At 40.7% G+C, this 15759-nt stretch carries 17 protein-coding genes; 16 read left to right on the plus strand and 1 reads right to left on the minus strand.

Annotated features, from left to right (window positions below):
• Positions 1–143 precede the first annotated feature (143 nt).
• The 16 genes from MK396_RS01640 (at position 144) to MK396_RS01715 (ending at position 15216) form a co-directional block, all read left to right on the plus strand.
• The gene (locus MK396_RS01640; protein ID WP_268723463.1) at positions 144–599 is read left to right on the plus strand and encodes a MarR family winged helix-turn-helix transcriptional regulator; all 456 of its coding nucleotides are present in this window, start codon (positions 144–146) and stop codon (positions 597–599) included.
• Positions 600–655: 56 nt separating this feature from the next.
• Entirely contained in the window at positions 656–1888 is a 1233-nt protein-coding gene (locus MK396_RS01645; protein ID WP_268723464.1) for an acyl-CoA thioesterase/BAAT N-terminal domain-containing protein, read from the plus strand.
• A gap of 139 nt (positions 1889–2027) precedes the next feature.
• Positions 2028–2441: a YjdF family protein gene (locus tag MK396_RS01650; RefSeq protein WP_268723465.1), complete on the plus strand. Its 414-nt coding sequence runs from the start codon at positions 2028–2030 to the stop codon at positions 2439–2441.
• A gap of 497 nt (positions 2442–2938) precedes the next feature.
• Positions 2939–3805, plus strand: coding sequence for an ABC transporter ATP-binding protein (locus tag MK396_RS01655; protein WP_007520786.1), 867 nt, complete (start codon positions 2939–2941; stop codon positions 3803–3805).
• The gene (locus MK396_RS01660) at positions 3805–4647 is read left to right on the plus strand and encodes an ABC transporter permease (protein WP_268723466.1); all 843 of its coding nucleotides are present in this window, start codon (positions 3805–3807) and stop codon (positions 4645–4647) included. Before MK396_RS01655 ends, MK396_RS01660 begins: the two co-directional genes overlap by 1 nt.
• 18 nt (positions 4648–4665) lie before the next feature.
• Positions 4666–5121 (plus strand): LytTR family DNA-binding domain-containing protein, encoded by a 456-nt coding sequence (locus MK396_RS01665; RefSeq protein ID WP_009729708.1) that lies wholly within the window; start codon positions 4666–4668, stop codon positions 5119–5121.
• A gap of 9 nt (positions 5122–5130) precedes the next feature.
• Complete coding sequence (locus tag MK396_RS01670; RefSeq protein ID WP_268723467.1) at positions 5131–5550, plus strand: DUF3021 family protein; 420 nt, start codon at positions 5131–5133, stop codon at positions 5548–5550.
• Positions 5551–5644: 94 nt separating this feature from the next.
• Positions 5645–6340, plus strand: a complete 696-nt coding sequence (locus tag MK396_RS01675) for a GNAT family N-acetyltransferase (RefSeq protein ID WP_213988560.1) — start codon at positions 5645–5647, stop codon at positions 6338–6340.
• An 11-nt stretch (positions 6341–6351) separates the two neighbouring features.
• Positions 6352–6768 carry a GNAT family N-acetyltransferase gene (locus MK396_RS01680; RefSeq protein WP_213988559.1) on the plus strand — a complete coding sequence of 139 codons (417 nt, stop codon included), beginning with the start codon at positions 6352–6354 and terminating at the stop codon, positions 6766–6768.
• Between the two features lie 487 nt (positions 6769–7255).
• Positions 7256–8254, plus strand: a complete 999-nt coding sequence (gene ruvB, locus MK396_RS01685) for a Holliday junction branch migration DNA helicase RuvB (RefSeq protein ID WP_084867907.1) — start codon at positions 7256–7258, stop codon at positions 8252–8254.
• Entirely contained in the window at positions 8235–8819 is a 585-nt protein-coding gene (locus MK396_RS01690) for a nucleotidyltransferase family protein (RefSeq protein WP_247918033.1), read from the plus strand. The genes ruvB and MK396_RS01690 overlap by 20 nt, the downstream gene beginning before the upstream one ends.
• A 206-nt stretch (positions 8820–9025) precedes the next feature.
• Entirely contained in the window at positions 9026–9784 is a 759-nt protein-coding gene (locus MK396_RS01695; RefSeq protein WP_000466705.1) for an isoprenyl transferase, read from the plus strand.
• Positions 9785–9792: 8 nt separating this feature from the next.
• Positions 9793–10596 (plus strand): phosphatidate cytidylyltransferase, encoded by an 804-nt coding sequence (locus MK396_RS01700; RefSeq protein ID WP_049477447.1) that lies wholly within the window; start codon positions 9793–9795, stop codon positions 10594–10596.
• Positions 10597–10611: 15 nt separating this feature from the next.
• The gene (rseP, locus tag MK396_RS01705; RefSeq protein ID WP_268723468.1) at positions 10612–11868 is read left to right on the plus strand and encodes an RIP metalloprotease RseP; all 1257 of its coding nucleotides are present in this window, start codon (positions 10612–10614) and stop codon (positions 11866–11868) included.
• Positions 11869–11884: 16 nt separating this feature from the next.
• The gene (locus MK396_RS01710) at positions 11885–13738 is read left to right on the plus strand and encodes a proline--tRNA ligase (RefSeq protein ID WP_268723469.1); all 1854 of its coding nucleotides are present in this window, start codon (positions 11885–11887) and stop codon (positions 13736–13738) included.
• Positions 13739–13836: 98 nt separating this feature from the next.
• Positions 13837–15216 carry a glycoside hydrolase family 1 protein gene (locus MK396_RS01715; protein WP_268723470.1) on the plus strand — a complete coding sequence of 460 codons (1380 nt, stop codon included), beginning with the start codon at positions 13837–13839 and terminating at the stop codon, positions 15214–15216.
• Positions 15217–15254: 38 nt separating this feature from the next.
• On the opposite strand, the gene MK396_RS01720 is transcribed toward MK396_RS01715, so the two are convergent.
• Positions 15255–15668: an EamA family transporter gene (locus MK396_RS01720; protein WP_268723471.1), complete on the minus strand. Its 414-nt coding sequence runs from the start codon at positions 15666–15668 to the stop codon at positions 15255–15257.
• Positions 15669–15759: the final 91 nt, after the last annotated feature.

Genomic DNA, 15759 nt, shown 5'->3' on the forward strand with positions numbered 1-15759 from the left:
TTTCTTAAACTGTTTGAGTCAACTAAACTCGTTAATATCGTTGTGAAATAAGATAGAAATCCTTCAGAGTAGAATCTGGAGGATTTTTTGTTTGACAGGAAGTTTCTATTTTGTTAATATGATTAACAAAGAAAAGAGAGATTATGGATAAAAAAGAATTTATTACATTTAATAATCGTTTCAATAGATTTATTTTAGCGTTTGAACAGTTAAAAAAAAATCAACATAAAATTAGTATTGACAAATCTATTACGTTGAATGAGGTGCATTTGATTGTTGTGATTGGGGAAAATCAGCCCTTGAATCTAGTAAAATTATCTGAATTATTAAAAGTTTCGAGAAGTGCAATAACTCAAAGTGTCAAGAGATTGATTCAAAAAAATTTAGTTGTTTTTGATTTTGATCCGAATAATGGGAAAAATAAATATTTGAGATTATCTGAAAAAGGCATCGAAGTTTTTAAAATCCATAAGGAGCAACAAGCATATATTGAAGAATCGGTCTTTTCAGTTTTAAACAACTATAGCGAGGGGGAACTTCAAACAGTTGTGAAATTGATGGATGATATTGAAAAGGTGTGGGGAGAATTACCGTGGTAAAAGTCGCGGTAAATTTTAAATATACTTGTTAAGTAAGTTAACAAAAAGGAGAAGATATGACTGTAAACATAGAACTGATTTCACAAACAGATTTAGCGGATGAATCTTTTTATATTGCTATCAATGGTTTAGAACCAAGGACAAGGTATTGTGTAGAAATGTACCTGTCTGATTATTACTGTATAAATGCTCCCTTGCTTTTAGATCATGATGTTATATGGAAATCAACTGCAATTTTTTTATCTGATCAGGGCGGTATGATTGACACCTCTCAAACAGCATCTATTTCGGGATCTTATAAAGGAGTTTCAGAAATGGGCTTGTTCTTTAATGCGAAACCGTTGAAAAATAGGAAAAGGAGATTACCCAGTTCTCTTGATAGAATTCCATTGCGAGATTGTTTTGGTGTTGAAATTAAAATCAAGATGGGGAAAGATGTGGTCGCGGAGCAAAATTTTGTAAGGCGTTATATAAATCTGGGAATAAGGTATCAAGATATTTATGATAGGCATTTTCAAGGTCGATTATTTTATGATGAAAAGTTAAGAAAGGCGCCAGCCGTGATTATTGTTAGCGGTAGTGAGGGAAGAATTGAAAAAGCTCAGAACATTGCCCAACTTTTATCTTCTAGAGGCTATATTTGTCTTGCGATAGCTTATTTTGGTTTAGAGGGATTACCCCAAAACTTAGAACGAATTCCAATAGAATGTCTGGAGGAGGCGAAAGATTTTCTATATCATCATCCTCAAGTTGATAATACAAAAATAGGAATATATGGTCGCTCTAAAGGAGCAGAGCTTGTTCTGGCTGGACAAAGTATTTTGGAAGATGTGCAATGTTTGGTACTCAATTCCCCCACAAATGTAATATTTGAGGGAATAAAGGGAAAACTCAATTCTCATTCATCTTCTTGGACATATTTACAAAAGGAACTTCCTTATCAAAAATTTCAGTTAGGAAATTATTTGTTAAATAAGTTTTTTGGAAAATATATTCCTGAAGATAGTAGGGCTCAGATTGATGTGAGTAAAATTGCCTCTCCTTTATTATTACTAGGAAGCGATGTTGATGAAATATGGAATGCATCATCCGCGATAGATGATATTATTTCACACTATAAAGGGGAATCCATTTTGTCTAAAAAATACCATGAGACAGGGCATATGTTGACGGTTGCTTATCAACCAAATCATCGTTATCGAAAAGATTGGCGCTTATTAATGAAAGAAAGTGTAGACTCATGGTTTGCTACGATAAATTTTTTTGATACACATCTGAAAAATTTGTAGATAGTGCTGAACCGTGCTATAATAGTCCCAACTAAGATAAAAACACAGTTCTGGTTGGTAGTCCAGACGTAGGCAAGCCTATCAGTAACCTTCCTCCTTGGTTGTCCATTCTTAGGGATAGATTTAAGGAGGTGCTGTCATGGAAATCGTTTCAATTGGCTTGACAGTTTATTTTGAAGATGGATTTTGGCATGGATTGTTTGAACAAGAGTATGAGGGAACTTATCAAGTTTGTCGAGTGACATTTGGTCAGGAACCAAAAGAGGATGAAATTTTGAAACTTTTACAGACTCAGTTTGTTCGGTTATCTTTTAGTCCAGAAGCAACAGTCAAACAGCATGTGAAGATTAAGAATCCGAAGCGTCTGCAGCGAGCTGTAAAGAAACAGGTGAAGCAGAAAGTTTCTTCTAAGTCACAAGAGCTTTTACAGTTGCAGTATGAGGAACGAAAAAAGTATTCAAAACAACAGTCCAGTCTCCAAAAGCAATTGCTCAAGCAAGAGAAATTTGAACGCAAACAGCAAAAACGTAAAGAGAAGCACAAGGGGCACTAGTGACTCTCTTTCATAAAATAGAACAGCTCTTCTTGGGTAACAAGAGCTGTTTTTGCTTGTATTGAAGATTTCTTTCCTAATAGATAGACTTATCGTTAATGGCAGTTTCAAATTCAGGACCATACTTGCTTGCTTCAAATTCAATCCTACCCCATTCAGCATTTTCATTTTACTAGAAGGGAGTGTGTGCCATGATTTCTGATTCATTTTTTATTGTTTGGTTTAGCGAGAACAATACTATTGACTCCTGGATTTTTCTGCCGGATGCTATAAAATGCCTCTTTTATAGCGCATGTTTAAAAATATAATGTATGGTTGTAAGTGATTTTAAACTTCCTCTAGTGATTCGATAGGAGAAAAACGGTTGCAGCCTGCACCACTTTAACTTAGCCCCCATTATTTTACCACTTGTCCTTTTATTTTAACTACTTATCTCAAAAGTCGATTCTTCTTTCATTCTTTTTGTTAAACTAGTGTGGTAAAGAGGAGGAAAAAATATGATTTTACAAGCTAAGCATTTGACTAAACGGTACGGCAATCATATGGCTGTCGATGATATTCAGTTAGAGTTTGAAAAAGGAAGTTTCAATGCTATTTTGGGACCCAATGGTGCAGGGAAATCAACCACCATTTCCATGTTAATCGGTTTGAAAAAGCCGACACAAGGTCAGATTCGATATGCGCCAAATACGAAAATCGGAGTGGTTTTTCAAGCTAGTGTACTGGATGAGATGTTGACGGTTAGGGAAAATCTCACGATTCGTGCTCAACAGTATAAGGAGATTGCGGCAAGTCGTGTGGATGATTTGATTCATCAATTGGGTTTGACTGCTTTCCAGAAACAACTCTATGGGACCTTGTCAGGTGGGCAAAAACGTCGGGTTGATATTGCGCGTGCTCTTCTTTCGCGACCAGATATTCTTTTCTTGGATGAACCAACGACAGGTCTTGATATTCAAACTCGCAAATCCATCTGGGATCTACTGTATCGACTACAAAAGGATGAAGGGATGACTATTATCTTAACGACTCATTATCTGGATGAAGCGGATGAAGCGGATCAGATCTATATCGTTGATCATGGGAAAGTGATTGCGCAAGGTTCTGCGACTGCTATTAAAAGCCAGTATGCATCTAATATCCTAAAAATTCGTTTTAAGGAAATGAAGGATCTAGAAAAATTGCGACAGACTGGAATGACAGTCGAGGAAGAAAATGAGATGGAATATCTTTTTTATCCAAGGACGTCACAGGAAGCCATTGAATATTTGGCAAAAGTTCGAGAAGAAATTGATTCTTTTGAGTTTCGTCCGGGTACTATGGATGATGCCTTTATTGCACTTACAGGAAGAGAGGTCCGCTAATGCTAGCTTTATTGAAACGGAATTTTATCTTATATTTTCGTAATCGTTCGGGAGTATTTTTCTCATTATTGGGGGCATTGATTTCCTTCCTCCTTTATATCATTTTTTTGCAGAAGAATTTGACAGATTCTTGGTCCCAACTTCCTAATAGTACAAACCTTTTAAACAATTGGTTGATGGGTGGGACTTTGGCTGTGACTGGGATGACAACCAGTTTTACGGCTCTTAAACAAATGGTACAGGACCGCGAAAATCAAGTGGATCAAGATCTCTTCTTGACAGATTTAGGTAACTGGGGCTTACAGACGTCCTATCTAATCAGTAGTATTGTCATTTCTTTTGTCATGCAGGTGTTTATGTATGCTGTTATGAGTTTTTATTTTAAAGAGAGCCCAGTTATCAGTCATTTACCGGAAATCGCTTTGATTATGTTGTTAAGCAGTCTGCTTTCAAGTTTGGTAAATGTTCTCTTGATTTACCGTTTTCAATCTGTAGATAGCCTTGGGAAACTGGCAACGATAGTGGGAACTGCCTCTGGATTTTTAGTAGGAACTTATATCCCTATTGGAGTATTACCTGATTCTGCACAGCTTTTCATGAAATGTACCCCTGCAACTTATATTGCTTCTCTTTATCGACAAGTCTTGATGAAAGATCGGTTAGAGACCGCATTTTCAGGAAACAACAGTCTGTTACAGGAATTTCAAGAAAAAATGGGAATCCAAATCAACTGGCAAGAACTATTGACAAAGGAAGAAACATACTTTATAGTGGTTATTATCAGTCTCGTCGCTATTCTTCTTTGGTTTTTATTTGTTAAAGTGTTTAGTAAGAGAAAATAAAGGTGTATTGGAGAGAAAATGAAGATTCGTTTTGAAATGAAGACAGAGTTTTCAGAAAAAGACCCACACATTTTAATTCAGGCAGCTCAGTTAACCGACCAAGCAAGAGAAGTCATGGAGTATTTAGAACAATTTTCAACGACTAATCAGGTGGTCATTCCTATTCGAACGGATGATCATCTGGTTATGGTAAAAATTGAGGATCTTATTCTAGCAGATATCGATAAGAATTTGTTGACCATTTATACGGTAGACGGGATTTATAAAACTAAGGAAACATTGACAAACTTTCAGAATCGGATTAACCGGCGTAACTTTATACAGATATCACGTCATTCAATTATAAACATTGACCATCTAGAGTCATTATCGGATAGTTTTTCAGGAAACATGATGGCTAAGATGACTCGGGGTATCAAATCTAGTGTGAGTCGGAAATACGTTAAGTCCTTAATGGATTATCTAGGTTTATAGGAGAAAATCATGAAGCGATTGATTGCTTATTTTGTATCGGGAATGCGGACGGCCTCCTTTATTTATTTGAATTTGGTATTATTGGCTCAGTTTTATTCAGGTATTACCTATCCTGCACCAACGACAAAAAATATTCTAGCTTTGTTTTTGATGAGCGGAATTATGGGGGTATTGACCTTAATCCTTGAAAGGCTAGAGTTTCTTGCTTATAGTATGCGTGTAGGAGTTCATTTATTAGCGACAGCTACTATTTTAGTATTGACCTACCTATTCTTTGGCTGGGGTTCAGCATTGTTGAGTCCCTTGCTTTGGTTCTTTTTCTTATTAATTTATGGATTGATATGGTTGTACCAGATCTGGCAAACTCACAAACTAACCCAACGAATTAATCAAGCCTTAAAAGATAAAAGAAAGAAAACGAATCACTAATGTAGTGTTGAGGATGAGGTTTGAGGAGAGTGCTAGTTTCCATATAGGGCAAATTATGATATAGTATTTTTAGCGTAAAACAAGGAGAAAAACGATGCCAGTAAATGAATATGGTCAGATAATTGGTGAGTCAATGGAAGATTATACTCCAGGAGAATTGCCTTTCATTGATTTCTTAGAAGGGCGCTACGCTCGGATAGAGGCTCTTTCGGTGGAAAAGCATGCGGAGGATTTATTAGCTGTTTATGGTCCGGGTACTCCTCGGGAGATGTGGACCTACCTCTTTCAGGAACCAGTGGCAGATATGGAGGAACTGGTTACCGTCTTAAATCAGATGTTGGCTCGTAAGGACCGTTTTTACTATGCGATTATAGATAAGGCAACTGGTAAGGCCTTGGGGACTTTTTCTCTCATGCGCATTGACCAGAATAACCGAGTAATAGAAGTGGGTGCTGTCACTTTTTCTCCAGAACTCAGGGGAACACGTATAGGGACAGAAGCCCAGTATCTCCTGGCACGGTATGTTTTTGAGGAGATTAACTATCGTCGCTATGAGTGGAAATGCGATGCTCTCAATCTCCCATCCAGACGAGCTGCGGAGCGTTTGGGCTTTGTCTATGAAGGAACCTTCCGCCAGGCAGTCGTTTATAAGGGACGTACACGGGATACGGATTGGCTCTCTATGATTGATAAGGACTGGCCTCAAGTTAAAGCTCGTTTGGAAGCATGGCTGGCTCCTGAAAATTTTGATAAAAATGGACGGCAGTACAAGAACTTAAGGGAATTATGAGAGGTATTGAGATGGTGACTATTAGAAGGCAAGAAATCGTCAAGCTAGAGGATGTTTTGCATCTCTATCAGGCAGTTGGATGGACAAATTATACCCATCAACCTCAGATGTTGGAGAAAGCCTTGTCTCACTCATTAGCGATTTATCTGGCACTTGATGGCGATGCCGTGGTGGGCTTGGTCCGTTTGGTCGGAGATGGTTTCTCATCGATTTTTGTCCAGGATTTGATCGTTTTGCCTAGCTATCAGCGCCAAGGGATTGGTAGCGACTTGATGAAAGAGGCTTTAGGTGATTACAAAGATGCCTATCAAGTCCAACTAGTGACCGAACAGACAGAAAAAACCTTGGGATTCTATCGATCTCTGGGATTGGAAACCTTATCTACTTATGATTGTACAGGAATGATTTGGGTGGATCGAAAAAGATAAAAAAATTATTTTTTCTTAAGTAAAGTTTAAGCCTCCTCTTGTATCATATAGTTATTAAATAAAGACCTCCTAATACTTTTCGAAAATCTCATCAACCTTCGTTAGAGTCGACTTAGCTAACTATAGTTATGCTTGCGCCTATCTGCCTAGTCTGATTTCGATTTTCATTGAGTACCCTTTATTTAATGAAATCCTAAACTTTTCTTTTTCATCATAATCTCCTAAAGAAGTCACCCGATCAGGTGGCTTTTTTATGACTTGGGGAGGAAAAATCCATTTGAAAAAAATTTTTTAAAAAATGATAAATCAGAGAAAAAGTTAAGTTAGCTTTAAGATTCATCTTGTATTATATAATCATTAAATAAAGACCTCCTAACTTTATTTAATGAAATCCTAAACTTTTCTTTTTCATAATAATCTCCCTAATGAAGCCACCAAATTCGGTGGTTTTTTTGTTTGTGGCTTGGATTTTTGATATAATAGAGCCATGAGTAGAATTTTAGACAATGAGATAATGGGGGATGAGGAGTTAGTAGAACGTACGCTCCGTCCTCAGTATTTACGTGAATATATTGGGCAGGATAAGGTCAAGGATCAGCTGCAAATCTTTATCGAAGCTGCCAAAATGCGGGATGAAGCACTGGATCATGTACTCTTATTTGGGCCTCCAGGTTTGGGGAAAACGACCATGGCCTTTGTTATTGCCAACGAACTGGGAGTCAATCTCAAGCAGACCTCTGGGCCTGTCATTGAAAAGGCGGGTGACTTGGTAGCGATTTTGAATGATTTGGAACCTGGAGATGTCCTCTTTATTGACGAGATTCATCGCCTGCCCATGTCGGTGGAAGAGGTGCTCTATAGTGCCATGGAGGACTTCTACATTGATATCATGATTGGGGCTGGAGAAGGTAGTCGCAGTGTTCATCTGGACTTGCCACCTTTTACCTTGATTGGTGCAACGACACGTGCGGGGATGCTCTCAAATCCTCTACGGGCACGTTTTGGGATTACAGGTCATATGGAATACTATGCCCACGATGATTTGACGGAAATTGTTGAGCGGACAGCAGATATTTTTGAGATGGAAATCACTCATGAAGCTGCAGCTGAGTTGGCCTTACGTAGTCGAGGAACCCCTCGTATCGCCAATCGTCTCCTTAAGCGCGTGCGCGACTTTGCCCAGATTATGGGGAATGGGGTTATCGATGATGTTATTACCGATAAGGCTTTGACCATGCTAGATGTTGACCATGAAGGCTTGGACTATGTGGATCAGAAAATCCTTCGTACCATGATTGAGATGTACGGTGGTGGTCCTGTAGGACTGGGAACCCTTTCGGTTAATATTGCCGAGGAGCGTGAGACGGTCGAAGATATGTACGAACCTTACCTGATTCAAAAAGGTTTTATCATGCGGACAAGGTCTGGACGGGTGGCGACAGCTAAGGCATATGAGCATTTAGGGTATGAATACAATGAAAAATGAGCAAGAAATTCTAGATGCTTTCAGAGAAAATCCGGATATGATGACCATTCTGACCATCATTCGTGACCTTGGTCTGAAAGACTCTTGGTTGGCAGCAGGTTCTGTCAGGAATTTCATTTGGAATCTCTTGTCAGACAAATCAGCCTTTGACCATGAAACGGATGTGGATGTGATTTTCTTTGATCCAGATGTTTCTTATGAGGAAACAGTATCCCTAGAGAACAAGCTGAGAGAAGATTTCCCTCAGTATCAGTGGGAGTTGAAAAATCAGGTCTATATGCATCTGCACAGTCCTCACACTGCGCCCTACACGAGTTCCCGTGATGCTATGAGTAAGTATCCCGAGAGCTGCACGGCGGTAGGCCTTCGCTTGAATGAAGATTCCACTTTAGAGATCTTTACCCCCTATGGTTTAGAGGATATTATGAACTTCCAAGTTTCCCCAACTCCTCATTTCTTAGAGAATGAGGACCGAATGAAACTCTATCAAGAGCGATTGTCCAAGAAAAATTGGCAAGAAAAATGGGAAAATCTCACTTTTTCAAAAAACTTAAGAAAAATTTAAGTTAGGGACGGTATACTAGGTTCATAAGTTAAGAGGAACTTAACTTAAACTCCTAAAACTTTTTCATAATAATCTCCCTATAAAATTAAGTCGCCCAATCAGGCGGCTTATTTTTTGTCTGTAAGGAGAGCTAATAACTTAGCAATAGAAGAAAATAGGGAAATATGGTATAATGAAACGATAGATTTTTGAATAGGAATAAGAACATGTTTGGATTTTTTAAGAAAGATAAAGCTGTAGAAGTTGAGGTTCCAACACAGGTTCCTGCTCATATTGGCATTATCATGGATGGGAATGGCCGCTGGGCTAAAAAACGGATGCAACCACGGGTTTTTGGTCATAAGGCGGGGATGGAAGCCCTCCAAAAAGTGACCAAGGCAGCTAACAAGATGGGAGTTAAGGTCATCACGGTTTATGCCTTTTCAACGGAAAATTGGACGCGTCCAGATCAAGAGGTCAAGTTTATCATGAACTTGCCAGTCGAGTTTTATGATAACTACGTCCCTGAATTGCATGCAAATAACGTTAAGATTCAGATGATTGGGGAGACAGACCGTCTGCCTAAGCCGACTTTTGAAGCTTTGAAAAAAGCAGAGGAGTTGACCAAGAACAATACAGGCTTGATTCTCAATTTTGCGCTCAATTATGGTGGTCGTGCTGAAATTACGCAGGCTCTTAAGGGCTTGGCTCAAGATGTTCTAGATGCTAAAATCAACCCTGGTGACATCACAGAAGATATGATTGGGGACTATCTTTTCACGCAACATTTGCCAAAGGATTTGCGAGATCCTGATTTGATTATCCGCACGAGTGGTGAGTTGCGTTTAAGCAATTTCTTGCCATGGCAAGCAGCCTATAGCGAGCTTTATTTTACGGATACCTTGTGGCCTGATTTTGATGAAGCCGCCTTGCAGGAAGCTATTGCTGCTTTTAACCATCGCAATCGCCGTTTTGGAGGAGTTTAGGAGAAGATATGACCAAGGATTTACAAAAGAGAACATTGTTTGCGGTATTGGCCCTGGCAATTTTCCTTCCAGTCTTGTTTGCGGGAGGGCTCCTGTTGCAGATAGGGATTGGCTTGTTAGCAATGCTAGGCGTCCATGAACTCTTGCACATGAAGGGACTAAAGACTATGACCATTGAGGGCGCTTTGACTCTTTTTGCGACATTCGCTCTCACAGTCCCTTTAGAAAATTACCTAACTTTTTTGCCTGTTGATGGGAATGTGGTTGCCTACAGTGTTTTGATTACAATAATGCTAGGGACGACCGTTTTCAGTAAAAACTATACGATTGAAGATGCCGCTTTCCCAATTGCTGTGAGTTTTTATGTTGGTTTTGGCTTCAATGCCTTACTAGATGCTCGGGTGGCAGGTTTTGACAAGGTGCTTTTGGCCCTTTTTATCGTTTGGGCGACAGATAGCGCAGCCTACTTGACAGGGATGAATTTTGGTAGGCATAAATTGGCTCCGAGAGTTTCTCCTAATAAGAGTATTGAGGGCTTTGTTGGGGGTATTCTAGGTGCGGTACTGATAACAGTGATTTTCATGTTAGTGGACAGCACAGTTGCTCTTCCTTATGGGATTTATAGAATGAGTCTCTTTGCTGCCTTCTTCAGTGTGGCAGGTCAGTTTGGTGACTTGATTGAGAGTGCCATGAAACGCCATTTCGGTGTTAAGGATTCTGGGAAATTTATCCCGGGACATGGCGGTGTGTTGGATCGCTTTGATAGCATGCTGATTGTATTTCCAATGATGCACTTATTTGGCCTGTTTTAAAGAAAGGAATATTGAATGATTGGATTGCTGACCTTTATCCTGGTTTTTGGGATTATTGTGGTGGTGCATGAGTTTGGACATTTTTATTTTGCCAAGAAATCAGGCATTCTAGTTCGTGAATTTGCTATTGGTATGGGCCCCAAGATTTTTGCCCATATCGGTAAGGACGGCACTGCTTATACCATTCGGATCCTTCCTTTAGGAGGGTATGTTCGTATGGCTGGCTGGGGTGATGATGCGACAGAGATCAAGACAGGAACCCCGGTCAGTTTAACACTTGCAGAGGATGGTAATGTCAAACGGATCAATCTATCTGGGAAGAAACTGGATCAAACAGCTCTCCCTATGCAGGTAACCCAGTTTGACTTTGAAGACAAGCTCTTTATCAAGGGGTTGGTCCTGGAAGAAGAAAAGACTCTTGCTGTGGATCATGATGCAACGGTTGTTGAAGAAGATGGAACTGAAGTGCGCATCGCTCCTTTGGATGTACAGTATCAAAATGCTTCTATCTGGGGCAAGCTCATCACTAACTTTGCAGGTCCTATGAACAACTTTATCTTAGGTGTTGTTGTTTTTTGGATCCTAATCTTTTTGCAGGGTGGTGTTAGAGATACTCAGACCAATCTCTTTCATGTCATGCCAGAGGGAGCTTTGGCGAAGGTAGGCGTAGCTGAGACCGCTCAAATTACCAAGGTAGGCTCGCACGAGGTTAAGAATTGGCAAGATTTGACCCAGGCTGTGGAAGCAGATACCAAGGACAAGACTGCCCCGACCTTGGATGTGACTATTTCTGAAAATGGTAGTGAAAAGCAAGTTACTGTGACGCCAGAAGAAAATCAAGGACGTTACATTCTCGGGGTTCAACCGGGGGTCAAGTCAGACTTTCTATCCATGTTTGTTGGTGGATTTACAACTGCTGCTGACTCAGGACTTCGCATCCTTTCGGCTCTGAAAAACTTGATTTTCCATCCAGATTTGAACAAACTCGGTGGTCCCGTTGCTATTTTTAAGGCAAGTAGCGATGCTGCTAAAAATGGAATTGAGAATGTCCTCTACTTCCTAGCTATGATTTCCATCAATATTGGAATTTTTAACTTGATTCCGATCCCGGCTTTGGATGGTGGAAAGATTGTGCTCAATGTCCTAGAGGCTATCCGCCGGAAACCCCTTAAACAAGAAATTGAAACCTATGTCACCATGGCTGGTGTAGTTATCATGGTTGTCTTGATGCTAGCTGTGACCTGGAATGACATTATGCGACTCTTCTTTTAGATAATCGAGGAATATTATGAAACAAAGTAAAATGCTAATCCCAACGCTTCGCGAAATGCCAAGCGATGCTCAAGTTATCAGCCACGCCCTTATGTTGCGTGCTGGTTATGTTCGCCAAGTTTCTGCTGGTGTTTATTCTTACCTACCACTTGCTAACCGTGTGATTGAAAAAGCTAAGAACATCATGCGTCAAGAATTTGATAAGATTGGTGCGGTGGAGATGTTGGCTCCTGCCCTTCTCAGTGCCGATCTTTGGCGTGAATCAGGCCGTTATGAAACCTATGGTGAAGACCTTTATAAACTGAAAAACCGTGAAAAGTCAGACTTTATTCTAGGTCCGACCCACGAAGAGACTTTTACAGCTATTGTCCGTGATTCTGTTAAGTCTTACAAGCAATTGCCCCTCAATCTCTACCAAATTCAACCGAAATACCGTGATGAAAAACGTCCACGTAACGGGCTTCTCCGTACGCGTGAATTTATCATGAAAGACGGCTATAGTTTCCATGCTAATTACGATAGTTTGGATGTGACTTATGACGAGTACAAAGCGGCCTATGAACGTATCTTTACTCGTAGTGGCTTGGACTTTAAAGCCATCATCGGTGACGGTGGAGCTATGGGTGGTAAGGACAGCCAAGAATTTATGGCCATCACACCAGCTCGTACAGACCTCGACCGCTGGGTTGTCTTAGACAAGTCAGTTGCCTCATTTGATGAAATTCCTGCAGAAGTGCAAGAAGAAATCAAGGCAGAATTACTTAAATGGATGGTTTCTGGTGAAGATACCATCGCCTACTCAAGTGAGTCTAGTTATGCGGCTAACTTAGAAATGGCAACAAACGAGTACAAACCAAGCAACCGTGTCGTTGCGGAAGAAGAAGTGACTCGTGTCGCAACACCAGATGTTAAATCAATTGATGAAGTGGCAGCCTTCCTAAACGTGCCAGAAGAGCAAACGATCAAAACCCTCTTCTACATGGCAGATGGAGAGCTTGTTGCAGCCCTTCTAGTTGGAAATGACCAACTCAATGAAGTCAAGTTGAAAAACCACTTGGGTGCAGATTTCTTTGATGTTGCGAGCGAAGAAGAAGTGGCAAGTGTTATCCCAGCTGGCTTTGGTTCACTTGGTCCAGTTGGTTTGCCAGAAAATGTGAAAATCATTGCAGATCGTAAGGTACAAGATGTTCGCAATGCTGTTGTGGGGGCTAACGAAGATGGCTACCACTTGACAGGTGTGAACCCAGGTCGTGATTTCACTGCAGAATACGTGGATATTCGTGAAGTTCGTGAGGGTGAAATTTCACCAGATGGACAAGGTGTTCTTAACTTTGCCCGTGGTATCGAGATCGGTCACATCTTTAAGCTCGGAACTCGTTATTCAGCAAGTATGGGTGCAGATGTTTTGGATGAAAATGGCCGTGCTGTGCCAATCATCATGGGATGTTACGGTATCGGTGTTAGCCGTCTTCTCTCCGCAGTTATGGAACAACACGCTCGCCTCTTTGTCAACAAAACGCCTAAAGGTGAATACCGTTACGCTTGGGGAGTTAACTTCCCTAAAGAATTGGCACCATTTGATGTGCACTTGATTACTGTCAATGTCAAAGACGAAGAAGCACAAACTCTGACAGAGAAACTTGAAGCGAGCTTGATGGGAGCTGGTTACGAAGTCTTGACAGACGACCGTAACGAACGTGTCGGTGTTAAATTCAGCGATAGCGACTTGATTGGATTGCCAATCCGTATCACTGTTGGGAAGAAAGCAGCCGATGGCATCGTAGAAGTTAAGATTAAGGCGACTGGTGACACCATCGAAGTTCATGCAGACAACTTGCTTGAAACGCTTGAAATCCTCAGCAAGAAATAAAAACTATAATCAGAAGAAAAACAAGGCAAAAATGTAACTAGTTTTTACTTTGTTTTTTCTATATAATGGGAAAAATGAGTAAACGAAGAGGTAAAGCTATGCTAAAATTTCCAAAGGATTTTGTCTGGGGTTCCTCCACTTCTGGACCACAGACAGAAGGACGAGTGCTTGGTGATGGTAAAGGAGATAATCTCTGGGATTATTGGTATCAGGTGGAACCCAATCGCTACTATAATGGAATTGGACCTGACAAAACATCGACTTTTTACGAAAACTGGGAAAAGGATATTGAGTTTCTAGTAGAAACAGGCCATACAGCCTTCCGAACTTCTATCCAGTGGTCTCGCATTTTCCCACAAGGTCGTGGAGAGGTCAATCCGCAAGGGGTGGCTTTCTACCGTCAGGTCTTTGAAGCTATTAAGGCCAAGGGGATTCGTCTCTTAGTCAATCTCTATCACTTCGACCTGCCATTCGCCTTGCAAGAAGATGGGGATGGTTGGGAAAATAAGGAAACTGTCAAGGCTTATGAAGACTATGCTCGTTTTTGTTTTGAGACTTACGGTGACTTGGTGGACCAATGGATTACCTTTAACGAGCCCATCGTTCCCGTAGAGTTTGGCTATTTTTACGATGCTCACTATCCTCATAAGGTAGATGCCAAAGCAGCGGTTAAGGTTGCCTATCATACGCAACTGGCTAGTAGTCTTGCGGTGAAGGCTTGTCATGAGGTCCTGCCTGATTCTAAGATTGGGATTGTCCTTAACTTGACACCGGCTTATCCACGTAGCCAGCATCCTGCAGATGTCAAGGCTGCTCGCATTGCCGACCTCTTCCAAGCCCAATCTTTCCTAGATCCGTCTGTCTTGGGAGCTTATCCAGAAGAGTTAGTGGAGATTTTAGCAGATTATGACTTGTTACCGGAATACACAGCCGCAGAGTTAGAACTCATTCGCGAGAACACTGTTGATTTTCTAGGAGTGAACTACTATCAGCCTTTGCGTGTTATGGCGCCACGTTTTGCTAAGCATCCTGATAGCCCGCTTTTGCCAGAGCATTTCTATGAGCCTTACGTCATGCCGGGCCGTAAAATCAATCCTCACCGCGGTTGGGAAATCTATGAGCAGGGGATTTATGATATTGCCCAAAATATCAAGGAAAATTATGGTAATATTGAGTGGATGCTGACAGAGAATGGCATGGGTGTTGAAGGTGAGGATAAATTCCGTGAGAATGGCATGATTCAGGACGACTATCGTATCGACTTTGTCAAAGGGCATCTGCGTGAACTTCACCGTGCCATTGAAGACGGGGCCAACTGTAAGGGCTACTTGATTTGGACCTTTATCGACTGCTGGTCATGGCTCAACAGCTATAAAAATCGTTATGGTTTGATTGAACTTGACTTGGAAACACAGGAACGTCGCCTGAAGAAATCAGGCCATTGGTTCAAAGAACTCAGCGACCATAATGGATTTTAAGAATAAAAAGAGTGAGATGGTGTTCATCTCACTTTTTATTACAATATCATCACCAAGGTTCCGATCGTAATCAGAATACAGCCAATAATTGTTTTAAACGTCAGGATATCCTGTAGAAAGAAAAAGGCTAGAATAAGGGTAATGACGAGACTGAATTTATCGACAGCAGATACCTCAGTCGCATTGCCCATCTGTAGGGCCTTGTAGTAGCAGAGCCAAGAGGCACCAGTGGCTAAACCAGATAAGATGAGAAAGAGCCAACTTTTTTTACTGATGTTGACAATTTCGGTCTGACTATTGGTCAAGAAAACCATGGCCCAGGCCATAAGAATGACAACGGCCGTACGAATAGCGGTTGCTAGATTGGATGGAACACCCTCAATCCCAATCTTGGCTAAAATTGACGTTAAGGCTGCAAAGATAGCTGATAAAAGTGCGAAGAAAAACCACATGGCAAATACCTCCTCTTTTTATTATAAGTAATTGATGCTGACTTGTCAGGTATCAAGTGAAATCTTGATAAAATACCAGGTAGAAAAACTA

It is taken from the genome of Streptococcus oralis (genome assembly GCF_026782235.1).
In the GTDB taxonomy this organism is placed as follows: Bacteria; Bacillota; Bacilli; order Lactobacillales; family Streptococcaceae; genus Streptococcus; species Streptococcus oralis_CC.

Bases quoted from the DNA above. Each gene is read 5' to 3' on its own strand.
- MK396_RS01710 (WP_268723469.1), top strand. From the start codon at position 11,885: ATGAAACAAAGTAAAATGCTAATCCCAACGCTTCGCGAAATGCCAAGC.
- MK396_RS01645 (WP_268723464.1), top strand. From the start codon at position 656: ATGACTGTAAACATAGAACTGATTTCACAAACAGATTTAGCGGATGAA.
- ruvB (WP_084867907.1), top strand. From the start codon at position 7,256: ATGAGTAGAATTTTAGACAATGAGATAATGGGGGATGAGGAGTTAGTA.
- MK396_RS01680 (WP_213988559.1), top strand. From the start codon at position 6,352: ATGGTGACTATTAGAAGGCAAGAAATCGTCAAGCTAGAGGATGTTTTG.
- MK396_RS01690 (WP_247918033.1), top strand. From the start codon at position 8,235: ATGAATACAATGAAAAATGAGCAAGAAATTCTAGATGCTTTCAGAGAA.
- MK396_RS01715 (WP_268723470.1), top strand. From the start codon at position 13,837: ATGCTAAAATTTCCAAAGGATTTTGTCTGGGGTTCCTCCACTTCTGGA.
- MK396_RS01655 (WP_007520786.1), top strand. From the start codon at position 2,939: ATGATTTTACAAGCTAAGCATTTGACTAAACGGTACGGCAATCATATG.
- MK396_RS01695 (WP_000466705.1), top strand. From the start codon at position 9,026: ATGTTTGGATTTTTTAAGAAAGATAAAGCTGTAGAAGTTGAGGTTCCA.
- MK396_RS01700 (WP_049477447.1), top strand. From the start codon at position 9,793: ATGACCAAGGATTTACAAAAGAGAACATTGTTTGCGGTATTGGCCCTG.
- rseP (WP_268723468.1), top strand. From the start codon at position 10,612: ATGATTGGATTGCTGACCTTTATCCTGGTTTTTGGGATTATTGTGGTG.
- MK396_RS01660 (WP_268723466.1), top strand. From the start codon at position 3,805: ATGCTAGCTTTATTGAAACGGAATTTTATCTTATATTTTCGTAATCGT.
- MK396_RS01640 (WP_268723463.1), top strand. From the start codon at position 144: ATGGATAAAAAAGAATTTATTACATTTAATAATCGTTTCAATAGATTT.
- MK396_RS01650 (WP_268723465.1), top strand. From the start codon at position 2,028: ATGGAAATCGTTTCAATTGGCTTGACAGTTTATTTTGAAGATGGATTT.
- MK396_RS01670 (WP_268723467.1), top strand. From the start codon at position 5,131: ATGAAGCGATTGATTGCTTATTTTGTATCGGGAATGCGGACGGCCTCC.
- MK396_RS01665 (WP_009729708.1), top strand. From the start codon at position 4,666: ATGAAGATTCGTTTTGAAATGAAGACAGAGTTTTCAGAAAAAGACCCA.
- MK396_RS01720 (WP_268723471.1), bottom strand. From the start codon at position 15,668: ATGTGGTTTTTCTTCGCACTTTTATCAGCTATCTTTGCAGCCTTAACG.
- MK396_RS01675 (WP_213988560.1), top strand. From the start codon at position 5,645: ATGCCAGTAAATGAATATGGTCAGATAATTGGTGAGTCAATGGAAGAT.